Source organism: Streptomyces sp. NPDC056948 (assembly GCF_042674225.1).
In the GTDB taxonomy this organism is placed as follows: Bacteria; Actinomycetota; Actinomycetes; order Streptomycetales; family Streptomycetaceae; genus Streptomyces; species Streptomyces purpurascens.
In genome coordinates, this window is record NZ_JBHUQX010000203.1 from 1 (window position 1) to 16448 (window position 16448).

Annotated in this window: 14 protein-coding genes; all 14 read right to left on the bottom strand. The window is 69.5% G+C overall.

Annotated elements, in window-relative coordinates:
- Positions 1 to 67: 67 nt before the first annotated feature.
- Entirely contained in the window at positions 68 to 1207 is a 1140-nt protein-coding gene (locus ACFTZL_RS25030; protein WP_382586888.1) for a DivIVA domain-containing protein, read from the bottom strand.
- A gap of 56 nt (positions 1208 to 1263) precedes the next feature.
- Positions 1264 to 1548, bottom strand: a complete 285-nt coding sequence (locus ACFTZL_RS25035; protein WP_115908676.1) for a YggT family protein — start codon at positions 1546 to 1548, stop codon at positions 1264 to 1266.
- Positions 1549 to 1606: 58 nt separating this feature from the next.
- Positions 1607 to 2248: a cell division protein SepF gene (locus ACFTZL_RS25040; RefSeq protein WP_184596554.1), complete on the bottom strand. Its 642-nt coding sequence runs from the start codon at positions 2246 to 2248 to the stop codon at positions 1607 to 1609.
- A 129-nt stretch (positions 2249 to 2377) separates the two neighbouring features.
- Complete coding sequence (locus ACFTZL_RS25045; RefSeq protein ID WP_382586891.1) at positions 2378 to 3097, bottom strand: YggS family pyridoxal phosphate-dependent enzyme; 720 nt, start codon at positions 3095 to 3097, stop codon at positions 2378 to 2380.
- 6 nt (positions 3098 to 3103) lie between these two features.
- Positions 3104 to 3835 (bottom strand): peptidoglycan editing factor PgeF, encoded by a 732-nt coding sequence (gene pgeF, locus ACFTZL_RS25050; protein WP_382586894.1) that lies wholly within the window; start codon positions 3833 to 3835, stop codon positions 3104 to 3106.
- 10 nt (positions 3836 to 3845) lie between these two features.
- On the bottom strand, positions 3846 to 5039 hold the full coding sequence (ftsZ, locus tag ACFTZL_RS25055) for a cell division protein FtsZ (RefSeq protein ID WP_382586897.1): 1194 nt from the start codon (positions 5037 to 5039) through the stop codon (positions 3846 to 3848).
- Positions 5040 to 5327: 288 nt separating this feature from the next.
- Entirely contained in the window at positions 5328 to 6122 is a 795-nt protein-coding gene (locus ACFTZL_RS25060) for a cell division protein FtsQ/DivIB (RefSeq protein WP_382586900.1), read from the bottom strand.
- A 26-nt stretch (positions 6123 to 6148) separates the two neighbouring features.
- Positions 6149 to 7246 (bottom strand): undecaprenyldiphospho-muramoylpentapeptide beta-N-acetylglucosaminyltransferase, encoded by a 1098-nt coding sequence (murG, locus tag ACFTZL_RS25065; protein WP_184596549.1) that lies wholly within the window; start codon positions 7244 to 7246, stop codon positions 6149 to 6151.
- Positions 7247 to 7252: 6 nt separating this feature from the next.
- The gene (gene ftsW / locus ACFTZL_RS25070; RefSeq protein ID WP_382586904.1) at positions 7253 to 8617 is read right to left on the bottom strand and encodes a putative lipid II flippase FtsW; all 1365 of its coding nucleotides are present in this window, start codon (positions 8615 to 8617) and stop codon (positions 7253 to 7255) included.
- A gap of 145 nt (positions 8618 to 8762) precedes the next feature.
- Positions 8763 to 10202 carry a UDP-N-acetylmuramoyl-L-alanine--D-glutamate ligase gene (gene murD / locus ACFTZL_RS25075; protein WP_382586907.1) on the bottom strand — a complete coding sequence of 480 codons (1440 nt, stop codon included), beginning with the start codon at positions 10200 to 10202 and terminating at the stop codon, positions 8763 to 8765.
- Complete coding sequence (gene mraY / locus ACFTZL_RS25080; RefSeq protein ID WP_184596996.1) at positions 10184 to 11275, bottom strand: phospho-N-acetylmuramoyl-pentapeptide-transferase; 1092 nt, start codon at positions 11273 to 11275, stop codon at positions 10184 to 10186. The genes murD and mraY overlap by 19 nt, the downstream gene beginning before the upstream one ends.
- Positions 11275 to 12690 carry a UDP-N-acetylmuramoyl-tripeptide--D-alanyl-D-alanine ligase gene (gene murF / locus ACFTZL_RS25085; RefSeq protein ID WP_382586910.1) on the bottom strand — a complete coding sequence of 472 codons (1416 nt, stop codon included), beginning with the start codon at positions 12688 to 12690 and terminating at the stop codon, positions 11275 to 11277. Before murF ends, mraY begins: the two co-directional genes overlap by 1 nt.
- A 28-nt stretch (positions 12691 to 12718) precedes the next feature.
- Positions 12719 to 14239: a UDP-N-acetylmuramoyl-L-alanyl-D-glutamate--2,6-diaminopimelate ligase gene (locus ACFTZL_RS25090; protein ID WP_382586913.1), complete on the bottom strand. Its 1521-nt coding sequence runs from the start codon at positions 14237 to 14239 to the stop codon at positions 12719 to 12721.
- 232 nt (positions 14240 to 14471) lie between these two features.
- A complete protein-coding gene (locus ACFTZL_RS25095; protein ID WP_382586917.1) occupies positions 14472 to 16439 on the bottom strand; it encodes a peptidoglycan D,D-transpeptidase FtsI family protein in 1968 nt (655 codons plus the stop codon).
- Positions 16440 to 16448: the final 9 nt, after the last annotated feature.

Genomic DNA, 16448 nt, shown 5'->3' on the forward strand with positions numbered 1-16448 from the left:
GGGATCAACCCGGGGCCTCGCCCTGAACGCTGCCGATGTCTACGCCGTACTACTGGCCATCAGGCCGTCAGTTGTCATCCTCGTCGATCAGGAAGCCCCGCATGGGCGAGGGCGCCTGACCCATCGGCGACGGGCCCTGCGGACGCACCGGCGCCATCGGCTGGGTCATCGCCGGCGACATCTGCTGCTGACCGCCGTAGGACGGACCGGACTGCGACGGGCCGCCGCCCATCGTCTGGTTGCCACCGCCGTAGGACGGGGCGCTCGCGCCGGCCGGAGCCATGGAAGGCGCCGGGGACGGCGGGAGGGACGCGGCAGCCGGAGTGCGCGGCGGAGCCAGCGAGTCGTCGGCCTGGGTCTCCAGCTGACGAAGCTGCGACTCCAGGTACGACTTCAGGCGCGTGCGGTACTCGCGCTCGAAGCCGCGCAGGTCCTCGACCTTGCGCTCCAGCGTGGCGCGAGCGGACTCCAGGGAGCCCATCGCCACGCGGTGCTTCTCCTGCGCGTCCCGCTCCAGGGCATCGGCCTTGGCACGGGCGTCACGCTCCAGACCCTCGGCACGCGAACGCGCTTCCCCGACGATCTTGTTGGCTTCGGAACGGGCTTCGGCGATCGCCTGGTCGGCGGTCTGCTGGGCCAGCGAGAGGACACGGGCGGCGCTGTCGCCACCGGGGCCTCCCTGACCGGGGCCGCCCATCGGAGGACCGCCCATGGGGCCGCCCATCGGACCACCCATCTGCTGCTGCATCTGCTGCTGCATCGGGCCCGGACCGCCCGGACCCTGGCCCATGGGGCCGGGACCCTGCGGACCACCCTGACCGCCGGGACCGGCGGGCAGCTGCGGGGCACCGCTCGGCAGCTGGGGCGGACCACCCATGGGGCCACCCATCTGCTGCTGCGGCGGGCCCGATATGCCGGCGGGTACGGGACCACCCGGACCGCGCATGCCCTGCTGCTGCTGTTGCTGCTGCTGTTGCTGCTGATCCTGCTGCGGCTCCGGAGGCTTGCGCATGTTCTGCTGATTCTGGGCAGCAGCGCGCGTGGCCGCGGCCAGCTTGGCGCGCAGGTCCTCGTTCTCGCGGAGTAGGCGGGTCAGTTCGGCTTCGACCTCATCGAGGAAGGCATCGACCTCGTCCTCGTCATAGCCTTCTCGGAGGCGGACGGTCGTGAACTGCTTGTTCCGCACGTCCTCGGGGGTCAACGGCATCTCTTCACCTCAACGTAGTCGTCGGCATTCGGCAAGACGGTAGGTCACATCGCTCATCACAGCCGGCTCACGATCGAGATCAGGATGTAGACGATGATCATCAGTACGAAGAAGGACAGGTCTAGCGCCACGCCCCCGAGACGCAGCGGCGGAATGACCCGCCGCAGAAGCTTGAGCGGTGGATCAGTGACAGTGTAGGTGGCCTCCAGAACGACCACCATCGCCTTGCCGGGTTGCCATGAGCGGGCGAACTGGAAGACATAGTCCATGACCAACCGGAAGATGAGCACGATGAGAAAGCACATCAGCGCGATGTAGATGACATCCAAAACCACGCTCATGACCTGCGCTTCCCTCTCCCCTGTGCCCTCTGGGTACTGCTGTTTCCGGTGGTGCGTCTCAGCTCTGGTTGAAGAACCCGCCCTCTGCGATGCGGGCCTTGTCCTCCGCCGTGACATCGACGTTAGCAGGCGACAACAGGAACACCTTCTGCGTCACCCGCTCGATACTGCCGTGAAGACCAAACACCAGACCAGCCGCAAAGTCGACAAGTCGCTTCGCATCTGTGTCATCCATCTCAGTCAGATTCATGATCACCGGAGTGCCTTCACGGAAGTGTTCCCCGATGGTACGGGCCTCGTTGTAGGTCCGTGGGTGGAGTGTGGTGATCCGGTAAGGCTCTCGTTCGGACACGACCTTGGGCATGATCACCGGTGCGTTCTTCTCCAGACTTGCGCGTTCTTGTGTGATGGATGCCACGGGCGCGATGCGCGCCGGACGTCCGGATTCCGCGGGGAGCGAAGCGGAACGGGGGGCCGGTTCGCGAGGCACGGACGGCTGTACGACTCGTACCTCTTCGTCCCTTTGGGGCTGATGTGAGACGTGCGGCTGATGGGACGGCTCATGCCGTCGGTGGTCCCGCTCGGGCTCCGGGTCCAGTTCGGGTTCGAAGTCGTCGTCGGGGTCGAATCCGCGGCCGTCGTACCCATCGTCCTCCACGAGGCCGAGGTAGACCGCCATCTTGCGCATCGCGCCGGCCATGCTCTGAGTCCTCCGCTCTGTGGTGGATCTGCTGACGACTGCCAAGTGCCTGCGATCCACGAGGTCCTTGAGTCCGCCTATCGGCGGCAATGACCATATTTTCTGCTGTGGTCCGACTTCCTGGCGACGTTACCCGAGCCTGGGGCGGACTCCGAGTACCGCGCTGCCGACGCGCACATGTGTCGCTCCGGCCGCAACAGCCTGTTCGAGGTCCGCACTCATCCCTGCCGAGACCATGGTGGCAGTCGGATGACTCCGGCGCAGGTCGGTCGACAAAACCATCAACCGCTCGAACGCCGCCTGTTCGCGTCCCGCGTACTCGCCGGTGAGCGGTGCGACGGTCATCAGTCCGCCGAGTCGCAACCCCGGCGCCTCGGCCACGAGGCCGGCCAACTCCTCGATCCCGCCGGGGGCCACGCCTCCCCGCTCACCCCTCGCGCTCTCCCCGGCGTCGAGCGCGATCTGGAGGAGACACCCCAGTTCGCGCCCGGTCCGGACAGCTTCCTTCGACAGAGCTGTGACGAGCTTGGAACGATCGACGGACTGCACGAAGTCCGCGTAACCGACCACCGATCGCACCTTGTTGGTCTGGAGTTGACCGACAAAATGCCACGTAAGGGGCAGATCCGCGCAGGCGGCGGCCTTGGGGGCCGCGTCCTGGTCGCGGTTCTCGGCGACATGCCGCACCCCGAGCTCCGACAACATGCGCACATCGCTCGCGGGATAGGTCTTGGTGACCACGATCAAGGTCACTTCCTCGCGTCCCCGGCCGGCGGCCGCGCACGCGTCGGCGATGCGCCGCTCAACTTTCGCCAGATTCGCGGCGAGTTCGTCTTTACGGTCCGTCATGCCCCATCAGTCCAGCCACACATAGCCCGCGAGCCGACCGGTGGTGCGGTCGCCGCGGTACGAGAAGTGATCGTCCGACTCCAGCGTGCACACCGGAGACTGCGCTCGGTCGCGTACCCCGAGCCGTTCGAGCTGGGCGTGCACCCCGGCACTCACGTCGACCGCCGGAGTGCCCCAACTGGTTTCGGCGTACGCCGCCGGCTCGACGGCGGACACCTCGGCGCGCATCGCCTCGGGCACTTCGTAACACCGGCCGCAGACGGTGGGCCCGGTGCGGGCGACGATCCGGGAGGGCTCGGCGCCCAGGTCCATCATCGCGCGTAGCGCGGCCGGGACGACCCCGGCGATCATGCCGGGCCGGCCCGCGTGGGCCGCTGCGGCGATCCCGGCGACCGGGTCGGCGAGCAGGACCGGCACACAGTCCGCGGTGAGCACGGCGAGGGCGAGCCCCCGCTTCACCGTGACGATCGCGTCGACCGACGGGATGTCGGACGAAGATCCCCACGGCCGGTCCACCACTGTCACGTCGGCCCCGTGCACCTGGTTCATCCAGACCACCCGGCCCGGCTCGACGCCCAGGGACTTGGCGGCCAGGTCCCGGTTGGTGCGTACGGCGTCCGGGTCGTCGCCGACCGCTCCGCCGAGATTGAGCTCCTCATACGGAGCGGCGCTCACTCCGCCCCACCGGTCGGTGAAGCCGAAGTGCGCGCCGCTCACGCTCTCGCGCTGTCCTATCACGTCAGGAGGATCACTTAAGGAAGTCCGGTACGTCCAGTTCCTCGGCCGCGCTGTCCGAGTAGGTCCGCGGCGCCGGCGGGACCGGCGGGGCGACCGGGATGTCGTTGACCGGCTCCGGAGCGGGCTCCGGGTCCTCCTTCGGGGTCACGCTGCCGAGCGAGCCGAAGGACGGGCGGCTCTCGGCCTGCCGTGCCGGGGCCGGCTCCTCGCGCTTGGCCGAGGACGAGCCGAGGACGTTGTCCCGCTTGGACGGCGGCTGGCCGCCGTCGAAGCCGGCCGCGATCACGGTGACCCGGACCTCGTCGCCGAGGGCGTCGTCGATCACCGCACCGAAGATGATGTTGGCCTCGGGGTGAGCGGCCTCGCTCACGAGCTGTGCGGCCTCGTTGATCTCGAACAGACCGAGGTCGCTGCCGCCGGAGATGGAGAGCAGCACACCGCGGGCGCCGTCGATGGACGCCTCCAGCAGCGGCGAGGAGATCGCCATCTCGGCTGCGGCCACCGCGCGGTCGTCGCCACGCGCCGAGCCGATGCCCATCAGCGCCGAGCCCGCCTCGGACATGACCGACTTGACGTCGGCGAAGTCGAGGTTGATGAGGCCAGGGGTGGTGATGAGGTCGGTGATGCCCTGGACACCGGAGAGCAGGACCTGGTCGGCCGACTTGAAGGCGTCCAGCACCGAGACCTGGCGGTCCGAGATGGACAGCAGCCGGTCGTTCGGGATGACGATGAGGGTGTCGACCTCGTCGCGGAGCTCGGCGATGCCGTCCTCGGCCTGGTTCGCGCGGCGCCGTCCCTCGAAGGTGAACGGACGCGTGACCACACCGATGGTGAGAGCGCCGAGCGAGCGGGCGATGTTGGCCACGACGGGCGCGCCGCCGGTGCCGGTGCCGCCGCCTTCACCGGCTGTCACGAAGACCATGTCGGCCCCCTTGAGGACCTCCTCGATCTCCTCGCGGTGGTCCTCGGCGGCCTTGCGGCCCACGGCCGGGTTGGCTCCGGCGCCGAGTCCGCGGGTGAGTTCACGGCCGACGTCCAGTTTGACGTCGGCGTCGCTCATCAACAGAGCTTGCGCGTCGGTGTTGATGGCGATGAACTCGACGCCCTTGAGACCGACCTCGATCATCCGGTTGATGGCATTGACACCACCGCCGCCGACACCGATGACTTTGATGACTGCGAGGTAGTTCTGCGGTGCTGCCACGTCGAAGGCCTCTCGCCTCGAGTTACGTGTCGCCGAATCACCGTGACGCGCTGCGCCCCGCGACCCGACGACTGATGCCGAATGGGACGGTCCGTATCGCCGACCCGAACCCTAACCCTGAAGTTTAGGGTTACCAGTGTGTCTGTTCCTTGGAGTCTTCTGAACAGGACACTAAGTCGACAAGTGGCGCACGTTCAACGAACACGCCGAACCTCCCGTTTTTCTTTTCACCCTATGTGATCAGCCGTAGCACTGCCCAACCAGGGTGCTGGCCTGCGCGGATGTGCGTCAACTCGCTGATGACGCGGGCGCGGTGGGAACACTCACGTCGAAGTAACGCGCGCCGGGCGAGGCTTTCATCAGGGCGGTGAGCGTACGGGCCTTGACCGCGCCCTTCTCGCTGCTGCCCCAGACGACCGTGCGGCCGTCCCTCAACTCCAGCGAGATGTCGTCGTAGGAACGGACCTTGACGGTCTGTGTGCCGCGGGCGACGGCGGCCGGAACGGCACGGGCGACGACGACCGCCTCGCGCACCAGCCGGGACTCGCCGAAGCGGCGCAGGCTCGCGGCGGCGGAGCTGGACCGGGACAGTGTCAATTCCAGGGCGGGCACGCCTTTCGGCGCCACAGATACCGTGGCGAAACGGACACCTTCATCGTCCACTTCGACGAACTTTCCGCTCTTTTGGACAATCAGAACCGGAGTCCGCTCGACCACTTTCAGCCCGATTCCATCGGGCCAGGAACGGACCACGTCAACCGAGTCAATTCGGGGCAATTTCCGGCGCAGTCGCGTCTCGATCGCTTCGGTGTCGACGGAAATCAGCGGCTTCCCGAGGGGAACATCGGCGGCGGCCCGGACCTGAGCCGGTGTCAGCACCCTGGTGCCCGACACGGAGACGCGCTCGGCACGCAGCCAGTCGGAGCCGTAGAACAGCCATACCGTCGGGAAGCCGAGGAAGACCAGGGCGAGGCCCAGAATGACAATCACACGAAGCCGGGCCCGCCTCGACCGCGGGCGGGGCGGCGGGCCGGACGACTTCTGCTGGCGTTCACCGCGTTCGGCGGTGGTCGATCCGGCCACGCTCCCCTGCCTTCCGTCATACAGTCCTAGCGGTGTGCACGACTGGCGGCGATCGCCTCGTACACCATGCCGACGAGCAGGTCGTCGGCGTCCCTGCGGCCGAACTCGGCGGCACTGCGGGACATCTGGTACAGCCGGTGCGGGTCGGCGAGCACGGGCAGGACGTTCTGCTGGACCCACTCGGGGGTCAGCTCCGCGTCGTCGACCAGCAGGCCGCCGCCGGCCTTGACCACCGGCTGGGCGTTGAGCCGCTGTTCGCCGTTGCCGATGGGCAGCGGAACGTAGGCGGCCGGGAGCCCGACGGCGGAGAGTTCGGCGACGGTCATCGCGCCCGCGCGGCAGAGCATCATGTCCGCCGCGGCGTACGCGAGGTCCATCCGGTCCAGGTAACTTACCGGGATGTAGGGGGGCATTCCCGGCATCTGGTGGACCTGCGGCAGTTCGTTCTTCGGACCGACCGCGTGCAGGATCTGGATTCCGGCCTGCTGGAGCCAGGGCGCGACCTGCTGGACGACCTCGTTCAGACGGCGGGCGCCCTGGGAGCCGCCGGTGACCAGCAGCGTGGGCAGGTTCGGGTCGAGACCGAAGGCGGCCCGGGCCTCGGGGCGTACGGCGGCCCGGTCCAGGGTGGCGATGGAGCGGCGCAGCGGGATGCCGATGTAACGGGAGTTACGCAGCTTGCTGTCCGGGGTGGAGACCGCGACCTGGCTGGCGTACCGCGAGCCGATCTTGTTGGCCAGGCCCGGGCGGGCGTTGGCCTCGTGGATGATGATCGGCACACCGAGGCGCTTGGCCGCGAGGTAGCCGGGCAGGGCGACGTAGCCGCCGAAGCCGACCACGGCGTCCGCCTTGGTGCGCTCCAGGATCTGCTCGGTCGCCTTGATCGTCCCGCGCAGCCGGCCCGGGACCGTGATCAGCTCGGGGGTGGGCTTGCGCGGCAGCGGCACGGCGGGGATCAGCGCGAGTTCGTACCCACGCTCGGGCACGAGACGTGTCTCGAGGCCGCGCTCCGTTCCCAGGGCCGTGATGCCCACGCTCGGATCCTGCCTGCGCAGGGCGTCCGCGAGGGCGAGCGCGGGCTCGATGTGGCCCGCGGTTCCTCCGCCGGCGAGTACGACATGCACCGAAATTCACCGCTCTCCGGACGAGCGCGCCGCCGAGGCACGCCGTCGCATCGTGTTCCATCTCCGGGGACTCCGAATGGAACCGGTGCCCCCAGTCCCCCGCTTTCTACCAAAGCGGGGTTGCCGCATCGCAAGCGCCGCCCGCGCAGCGGGCTCGTCGCGTGCGAAAGCGATCAGCAGCCCGATGGCGAACATGGTCGGCAGCAGGGCGGAGCCTCCGTAGGAGAACAGCGGGAGGGGGACGCCGGCGATCGGCAGCAGACCGAGCACCGCACCGATGTTGATCACGGCCTGGGCCGTGATCCAGGTGGTCACGCCTCCCGCGGCATACCTCACGAAGGGGTCCTCCGTGCGTCCGGCCACGCGGATACCCGCATAGCCTAGAGCCGCGAAGAGGGCGAGTACCGACAGCGTCCCCGCCAAGCCCAGTTCCTCACCGGTGACGGCGAAGATGAAGTCGGTGTGGGCTTCGGGGAGTTGGCCCCATTTCTCCACACTCGCACCCAGTCCGGAGCCGAAGATTCCGCCCGAGGCCAGGGCGTAGATGCCGTGTACGGCCTGCCAGCAGTCGACGGGACCCGACTGGGGTTCGGTGGCGCCGAGGCACTGCAGACGGGCCATGCGGTTGGCGCTGGTCTTGATGAGGATCAGACCCAGCACGGCGGCGATCGACAGCACACCGGCGAACAGCCGCGTGGGCGCGCCGGCCAGCCAGAGCAGGCCGAACAGGATGGCTGTGAGAATGATCGCCGTGCCCATGTCGCCGCCGATCATGATCAGCCCGAGCAGCATGAAGGCGGCCGGCACCAGCGGGACGAGCATGTGCTTCCACTGGGTCAGCAGCTTCTTGTCCTGCTTGCGCGCGAGCAGGTCGGCGCCCCACAGCACGAGGGCGAGCTTGCCGAACTCGCTGGGCTGGATCTGGAAGGAGCCGCCGACCGCGATCCAGTTCTGGTTGCCGTTGACCGACACTCCTATCCCCGGGATCTGCACCAGGGTCATCAGGAAGACGGCACCCGCGAGGATGGGGTAGGCCAGCGCCCGGTGCAGCTTCACCGGCATCCGTGAGGCGGCGAACAGCAGACCGGCGCCGATCACCGCCGCGAGCAGTTGCTTGCGGAAGAAGTACGAGCCCGGCAGCGACATCTGCAGCGCGGTGATCTGGGAGGCCGAGTAGACCATCACCAGGCCCAGCACCGTGATCAGCAGGCTGCCGCCGAAGATCAGGTAGTAGGCGGTCAACGGCCGGTCCCAGCCTCTGCGCGCCCGCAGGTACAGGCCCAGGACACCGCTCTCCCGCGACGTCCGGGGCGCGGCGGGCCGGCGGACGGGCCGCTGCGCGGGCGGCCCTCCGGTACGGCTACCGGGCATGGACGGCTCCCGCGAGAGCGCGTGGCAGGGGTGGGGGCGTCGGCCCCCGGTCGGCGGCGGGTGTCCGCCGGTTCGTCTCGGGCCACATCCGAGTCACGCGTCCCTCCAAGGGTCCCGAAGCACCCGCCGTGGCCGAGACCGACCGTCAGGTGCCCGCGCCGAGTTCGCGAACCGCCTCCGCGAACGCGTCACCACGCTTGTTGTAGTTGGTGAACATGTCCATCGAGGCGCAGGCCGGGGCCAGCAGCACCGTGTCGCCGGGCTGTGCGAGCCGCCGCGCCTCCTGGACGGCCTGGAGCATCGCCCCAGTGTCGGTCCGGTCGAGGTCGACGACGGGTACTTCCGGGGCGTGTCGCGCGAGGGCTTCCCGGATGAGCACGCGGTCCGCGCCGATCAGCACGGCCCCGCGCAGCCGCTGCGCCGACTTGGCGACCAGCTCGTCGAAGACGGCACCCTTCGCGAGCCCGCCCGCGATCCACACGATCGGCTCGTACGCCGCCAACGAGGCTTCCGCCGCATGCGTGTTGGTGGCCTTGGAGTCGTCGACGTACGCGACGCCGTCCACGTCGGCCACGTGCGCGATGCGGTGGGCGTCCGGGGTGAAGGCCCGCAGACCGTCCCGTACGGCCTTGGCGGGCACGCCGTAGGCCCGGGCGAGGGCCGCCGCGGCGAGGGCGTTGGCGATGTTGTGCGGGGCCGGCGGGTTCACGTCGGCGACCTCGGCCAGCTCCTGGGCGTTCTTCTGCCGGTCCTCGACGAAGGCGCGGTCGACCAGGATGCCCTCCACGACACCGAGTTGGGAGGGTGCGGGCGTGCCGAGGGTGAAGCCGACGGCCCGGCAGCCCTCCTCGACGTCGGCCTCGCGGACCAGGTCCTCGGTGGCCTTGTCGGCGAGGTTGTAGACGCAGGCCACGCGATTGCCCTCGTAGATACGGCCCTTGTCGGCGGCGTACGCCTCCATGGAGCCGTGCCAGTCGAGGTGGTCGGGGGCGAGGTTCAGCACGGCGGCCGAGTGTGCGCGCAGCGACGGCGCCCAGTGGAGCTGGTAGCTGGACAGCTCCACGGCCAGCACGTCGTACTGCTCCTCGCCGAGCACCGCGTCCAGGAGCGAGACGCCGATATTGCCGACGGCGGCCGTGCGCAGACCCGCCGCCTTCAGGATCGAGGCGAGCATCTGGACGGTCGTGGTCTTGCCGTTGGTGCCCGTGACGGCCAGCCAGGGAGCGGCGTCGGGGCCGCGCAGGCGCCAGGCCAGTTCGACATCGCCCCAGACGGGGACGCCCGCCCGCTCCGCCGCCGCGAACAGCGGCTTGTCCGGCTTCCAGCCGGGCGCGGTGACGATCAGTTCGGAGCCCTCGGGCAGGGTGTCGCCGTCGCCGAGGCGCACGGTGATGCCGAGCGCCTCCAGCTCTGCCGCCTGCGCCCGGGCGCGCTCGTCGGCGCCGTCGTTGACGACCGTGACGATCGCGCCGAGGCCGTGCAGCACCTTGGCCGCCGGGACGCCGGAGACGCCGAGCCCGGCGACGGTGATCTGCTTGCCCTGGAATGCGAAAGGCTCCGAGGAGGTCACTTGTCCGCTGCCCATCCTGCATAGAAGAGGCCAAGTCCAACAATCACACAAATGCCCTGGATGATCCAGAAACGGACCACGATGAGCACTTCGGACCAGCCCTTGAGTTCGAAGTGATGCTGGAGTGGCGCCATCCGGAAGACGCGCTTCCCGGTGAGGCGGAAGGAGCCGACCTGGATCACCACGGACATGGTGATCAGGACGAACAGGCCGCCGAGGATGGCGATCAGCAGCTCGGTGCGGGAGCAGATCGCGAGGCCGGCGAGCACACCGCCGAGGGCGAGCGAACCGGTGTCCCCCATGAAGACCTTGGCCGGCGAGGTGTTCCACCACAGGAAGCCGAGGCAGGCACCCATCAGCGCCGAGGAGACCACGGCGAGGTCGAGGGGGTCCCTCACCTCGTAGCAGGCGCCCGGGTTGGTCAGGGTCTGCGCGTTGGCGCAGGACTCCTGGAACTGCCAGACGCCGATGAAGGTGTAGGCGCCGAAGACGAGCACCGAGGCGCCGGTGGCCAGACCGTCCAGACCGTCGGTCAGGTTCACGCCGTTCGACATCGCGAGAATCATGAACAGCGCCCAGACCACGAACAGCACGGGGCCGATCGTCCAGCCGAAGTCCGTGATGAACGACAGCTTCGTGGACGCCGGGGTGTTGCCGCGGTTGTCCGCGAACTGCAGCGACAGCACCGCGAAGGCGATACCGACGGTCAGCTGGCCGGCCATCTTCGCCTTGGCCCGCAGCCCCAGCGAACGCCGCTTGACGATCTTGATGTAGTCGTCGAGGAAGCCGACCAGGCCCATGCCGACCATCAGGCCGAGCACCAGCAGACCCGAGAAGGTCGGTGCCGCGTCGGCCTCCGGGTCCAGATAGCCCGTGATCACCTTGGCCAGGAAGTACGCGGCGACCGTGGCCAGGATGAAGGCGATACCGCCCATGGTCGGCGTACCGCGCTTGCTGGCGTGCTCGCGCGGGCCGTCGTCGCGGATGTACTGGCCGTAGCCCTTGCGGGCGAGCAGCTTGATCAGCAGCGGGGTGCCGACCAGGGTCAGGAAGAGGCCAATGACTCCTGCGAACAGGATCTGCTTCATCATCGGGCGGAAACCTCACCCTCGGCACCGGACTCGATGAGCGCCTGCGCCACGCTCTCGAGGCCGACCGAACGGGACGCCTTCACGAGTACGACGTCCCCCGGGCGCAACTCGCTGCGCAACAGGTCGACCGCCGCCTGTGCGTCGGACACGTGCACCGACTCCTCACCCCACGAACCCTCGTTATATGCGCCCAGTTGCAGCCAGGCGGCTTCCCTGCCACCGACCGCGACGAGCTTGCTGACGTTGAGCCGGACGGCGAGCCGTCCGACCGCGTCGTGCTCGGCGAGAGCCTCGTCCCCGAGCTCGGCCATCTTGCCGAGCACCGCCCAGGTCCGCCGCCCCTTGCTCATCGCCGCGAGCGCGCGCAGAGCGGCTCGCATGGACTCGGGGTTCGCGTTGTAGGCGTCGTTGACGATCGTCACGCCGTCCGGGCGCTCGGTGACCTCCATCCGCCAGCGGGAGAGGGAGCCCGCCTCGGAGAGCGCCACGGCGATCTCGTCTGCGGACATGCCCAGTTCGTGGGCGACGGCGGCCGCGGCGAGCGCGTTCGACACGTGGTGCTCACCGTACAGGCGCATGGTCACGTCACTTGCACCGGAGGGTGTGTGAAGCCTGAACGAGGGCTGTCCGGTGTCCGTGAGTCGCACGTTCTCGGCGCGAACGTCCGCTTCGCCGGACTCTCCGAAAAAGATCACCTTCGCCTTCGTACGGGCGGCCATGGCCCGTACGTAGGGGTCGTCCGCGTTGAGGACCGCGGTCCCGCCGTCGGCTTCGGACGGCAGGGCCTCGACGAGCTCGCCCTTCGCCTGGGCGATCTGCTCACGGCCGCCGAACTCGCCGATGTGGGCGCTGCCGACGTTGAGGACGAGGCCGATCTTCGGGGGCGTCAGACCGGCGAGGTAGCGGATGTGCCCGATGCCGCGGGCGCCCATCTCCAGGACGAGGAACCTGGTCTCCTCGGTCGCGCTGAGCGCGGTCAGCGGCAGCCCGATCTCGTTGTTGAGCGAGCCGGGCGTGAACACCGTCGGCGCCTTGCTCCGGAGCACCTGCGCGATGAGGTCCTTGGTGCTGGTCTTGCCCGCCGAGCCGGTGAGGGCGACGAGGGTGGCACCGAGACGTCGTACGACGTGCCGCGCGAGGGCGCCGAGGGCCGTCTGGACGTCGTCCACGACGATCGCGGGCGCGCCGACGGGCCGGGTGCCGAGCACGGCCACCGCTCCCGCCTCGACGACCGCCGCCGCGTAGTCGTGTCCGTCCACGCGCTCGCCGGCGAAGGCGGCGAACAGGCTGCCCGGCACCGCCTCGCGGGAGTCACGGACGACCGGGCCCGTGACCTGGACGGACGGATCCGGTATGTCGTGGGTCTGCCCGCCGACGACTTCTGCGATCTCGGCGAGGGAGAGGGCGATCACAAGTTCATCCCCTGGGTCTTCTGGATTTTCATCCCTGGGTCTTCTGGACGGCTTCGCGAAGTACCTGGCGGTCGTCGAAGGGACGGACCACCCCGGCGATGTCCTGGCCCTGCTCATGGCCCTTGCCCGCGACCAGCACGGTGTCGCCGGGCTCGGCGCGGGCGACGGCCGCGGCGATCGCGGCGGCCCGGTCCTCGAAGACCTGCACCTCGCCGCGCTCGAACGCGGGCACGGAGGCCGCGCCCTGGAGCATCGTGGCGAGGATCGCGAGGGGATCCTCGGAGCGGGGGTTGTCGGAGGTCAGTACGGCGGTGTCGGCGAGCCGGGCCGCCGCGGCACCCATGGGCTCCCGCTTGGACTTGTCCCGGTCGCCGCCGCAGCCGAGGACGATGTGCAGCTTGCCCTCGGTGACCTTGCGCAGGGCGCGCAGCACGGACTCGACGGCGTCGGTCTTGTGGGCGTAGTCGACGACCGCGAGGTAGGGCTGCCCGGCGTCCACGCGCTCCAGACGGCCCGGCACGCCGGGTACGGCGGCGACACCGTCGGCGGCGGCCTGCGGGTCGAGACCGGCGACGGCCAGGGCGACGATCGCGGCGAGGGTGTTGGCCACGTTGAAGGGGCCCGGCAGCGGCGACTTGGCGCTGATCCGCTCGCCCTTGGGACCGAGGACGGTGAACGTCGAGTCCAGCTGGCCGACCTCGACGTCCTCGGCACGCCAGTCGGCGTCGGGGTGGCCCTCCGCGGAGTAGGTGACGACCGGGACGGTGGCTTCGTTCGCCAGCCTGCGGCCGTACTCGTCGTCGACGTTGACCACGCCGAGTTTGCCGCGCTTCGGCGTGAACAGCTGCGCCTTGGCCTGGAAGTAGTCCTCCATGCCGGAGTGGAACTCCATGTGCTCCGGGCTGAGGTTCGTGAAGACGCCGATGTCGAAGACGCAGCCGTCGACCCGGCCGAGGACCAGGGCGTGGCTGGAGACCTCCATGGCGACCGCGTCGACGCCGCGTTCGCGCATGACGGCGAACAGGGCCTGGAGGTCGGTGGCCTCGGGGGTGGTGCGCTCGGACTTGATGCGCTCGTCGCCGATGCGCATCTCGACCGTGCCGATCAGGCCGGTGGACCTGACGGTCTTCAGGCCGCCCTCGACGAGATAGGCGGTGGTGGTCTTGCCGGAGGTACCGGTGATGCCGATCTGGAGCAGGTCCCGGCCGGGGTGGCCGTAGATCGTGGCGGCCAGCTCGCCCATCCGTCCGCGGGGGTCGTCGACGACGAGGACCGGCAGACCGGACGCCTCGGCGCGCTCCGCGCCGGTGGGGTCGGTCAGCACGGCGGCCGCGCCGAGGCCGGCGGCCTGCGTGACGAAGTCGGCGCCGTGCAGCCGGGCACCCGGGAGGGCGGCGTACACGTCGCCGGGGCGCACTGCGCGTGAGTCGTGGGTGATGCCCGTGACCTCGGCGGCACTCTCCGGCGTGGGGACACCCAGCTGATCGGAGAGTTCCGCGAGGGGTGTGGCGGAGACCTGCACCGGCCTGGGCGGCCCGGGGTATGTCACGGGATGGCCCTTCTGGGTGGTTTGGGACTGATCAGCGTTTGGCACGGCGGTGAGCGTACCGGGCGTACCCGCCTCCGGGCGAAGTGAGGTGGCGGCAGCGCTCTGGTTCCCGGGGTCGGGGGTGATCGTTGTCATGGGGGCGGTCCTGGTGGCTCGGTGTTGCTCGGTGCTGATCAGGGCTCGGGGGTTCGGTTCCGGAAGGAGAGGGGTTGGGTTCCGGAAGGAGAGGGGTTCAGTTCTGGAAGGAGACGGGCAGCTTCGCGGCTTTGGCGCCGGTCGGCGGGACCTGGAGGGACTTCAGCGCGAACTCCATGACCCGCTTGTAGACGGGGCCGCAGATCTGGCCGCCGAAGTAGCTGCCCTGGGTGGCGTTCTGGATGGCGCAGTAGACGGTGACGCGGGGCTTGTCGGCGGGTGCGAAGCCGGCGAAGGACGAGGTATAGCCGTGGTACTTGCCGGTGGCCGGATCCACGCGGTTGGCCGTGCCCGTCTTGCCCGCGACGCGGTAGCCGGGGATGCGCGCCTTGGTGCCGGTGCCCTCCTCGTCGTCCACGACGGACTCCAGCATCTGGGCGAGGGTCTTCGCCGTCTTGGCGCTGACGACCCTGGTCTTCTTGGGCTCGGGGGCCGGGGTGAAGCGGCCTTCGGGGCCCTTGGTGCCGCGGACGAGCGTGGGGTCGACGCGGACACCGCCGTTGGCGATGGTCGAGTACACGGACGCCGCCTGCATGGCGTTGATGGAGACGCCCTGGCCGAAAGGAATCGTGTACTGCTGCGAGGTCGACCACTTGTCGGGCGGGGCGAGGATGCCCTTGGTCTCGCCGGGGAAGCCCAGGCCGGTGTAGCTGCCGAGGCCGAACTTGCGCAGGTAGTCGTAGAGGACCTTGTTGGACTGGGCCTGGGTCTTGCCGAGCTGGCCGGTGGCGAGGATGGTGCCGATGTTGCTCGACTTGGCGAGGACGCCGTTGAGCGTCAGGTACCAGGTCGGGTGGTCGATGTCGTCCTTGAAGAGCCGGTCGCCGCGGTGCAGCCGGTTGGGCACGACGACATGGGTCATCGGGGTGGCGGTGTTCTCCTGAAGGACGGCGGCCATCGACATGACCTTGGCGGTGGAGCCGGGCTCGAAGGCGTCCTGGACGGCCGCGTTGCCGAGCGCTGCCGAGTCGGCGTCGGACAGGTCGTTGGGGTCGAAGCCGGGTGAGTTGGCCATGGCCAGGATCTGGCCGGTGCGGGTGTCCTGGACGATGACGTAGCCGCGGTCGGCCGCGGACTCCTTCACCTGGTCGGTGATGGCCTTCTGGGCGGCCCACTGGATGTCGCGGTCGATGGTGAGCTCGACGTCGCTGCCGGGCACGGCGGGTGTCTCGGTGGAACCCACGGTGGGGACGAGACGGCCGCCGGACTGGGCGTAGCGGATCTTGCCGTCCTTGCCGGCGAGCTGCTTGTCCAGCTGGAGTTCGATGCCGCCGCCGGGCTTGCCCTCGCCGTTGACCCAGCCCAGTATCCCGGCGGCGAGGTCGCCGTTGGGGTACACGCGCTTGCTGGTTCCGACGGAGAAGACGCCCGCGAGGACGTTGTGCGTGTTCTTCTCCGTCTCCGACTTCTTGGTCAGCGCGGACTTCAGGTCCTTGATCTGCTTCCAGACCTGCGGGGTCTGGCGGGAGGCCAGCTTCGTGTAGCGCAGGGACTTGTTCTTCGGCCGCAGCTTCTCGACCAGGGTCTCCTGGTCCTGGCCGAGGATCGGCGCGAGGAGCGCGGCGGCCTGCTCGGGCCCGTCCCCGATCTTCAGGTGGTCCGGGGCGAACATCGTGGGGTCGGCCGTGATGTCGTAGGCGTCCTCACTGGTCGCCAGGGCCACACCGGACCGGTCGGTGATCTCGCCCCGGTCCGCGGCCAGCACCTGCCCGACATAGCGGTTCTGCTCGGCCTTGGCCGCGTACGTGCTCGCGTCGACGGCCTGCACCTGGAACAGCCGCACGACGAAGGCGATCATCACCAGCGTCAGCGCGAGCCCGACCAGGCGCAGCCGGGGCCGGGGGCTGCCCAGCCGCAGGGGCCGGGGCGCCCCCGGCCGGGCCTGGGCCGGCCGCCGGGCCGGACGGGCCGGACGGGCACCGGGGCCGGGCCGCCGCCGGGCATCGGGCCGAGCGGGCCTGGCGGGGCCGGGCACCCGGCGGCGCGGGGGTTCCCTGTCGGACACTTCCGTCAC

What these genes read in the sequence shown, in the direction of transcription:
- ACFTZL_RS25030 (WP_382586888.1), bottom strand. Translation starts at nt 1,207, where the DNA reads ATGCCGTTGACCCCCGAGGACGTGCGGAACAAGCAGTTCACGACCGTC.
- ACFTZL_RS25035 (WP_115908676.1), bottom strand. Translation starts at nt 1,548, where the DNA reads ATGAGCGTGGTTTTGGATGTCATCTACATCGCGCTGATGTGCTTTCTC.
- ACFTZL_RS25040 (WP_184596554.1), bottom strand. Translation starts at nt 2,248, where the DNA reads ATGGCCGGCGCGATGCGCAAGATGGCGGTCTACCTCGGCCTCGTGGAG.
- ACFTZL_RS25045 (WP_382586891.1), bottom strand. Translation starts at nt 3,097, where the DNA reads ATGACGGACCGTAAAGACGAACTCGCCGCGAATCTGGCGAAAGTTGAG.
- ftsW (WP_382586904.1), bottom strand. Translation starts at nt 8,617, where the DNA reads ATGCCCGGTAGCCGTACCGGAGGGCCGCCCGCGCAGCGGCCCGTCCGC.
- murD (WP_382586907.1), bottom strand. Translation starts at nt 10,202, where the DNA reads ATGGGCAGCGGACAAGTGACCTCCTCGGAGCCTTTCGCATTCCAGGGC.
- mraY (WP_184596996.1), bottom strand. Translation starts at nt 11,275, where the DNA reads ATGAAGCAGATCCTGTTCGCAGGAGTCATTGGCCTCTTCCTGACCCTG.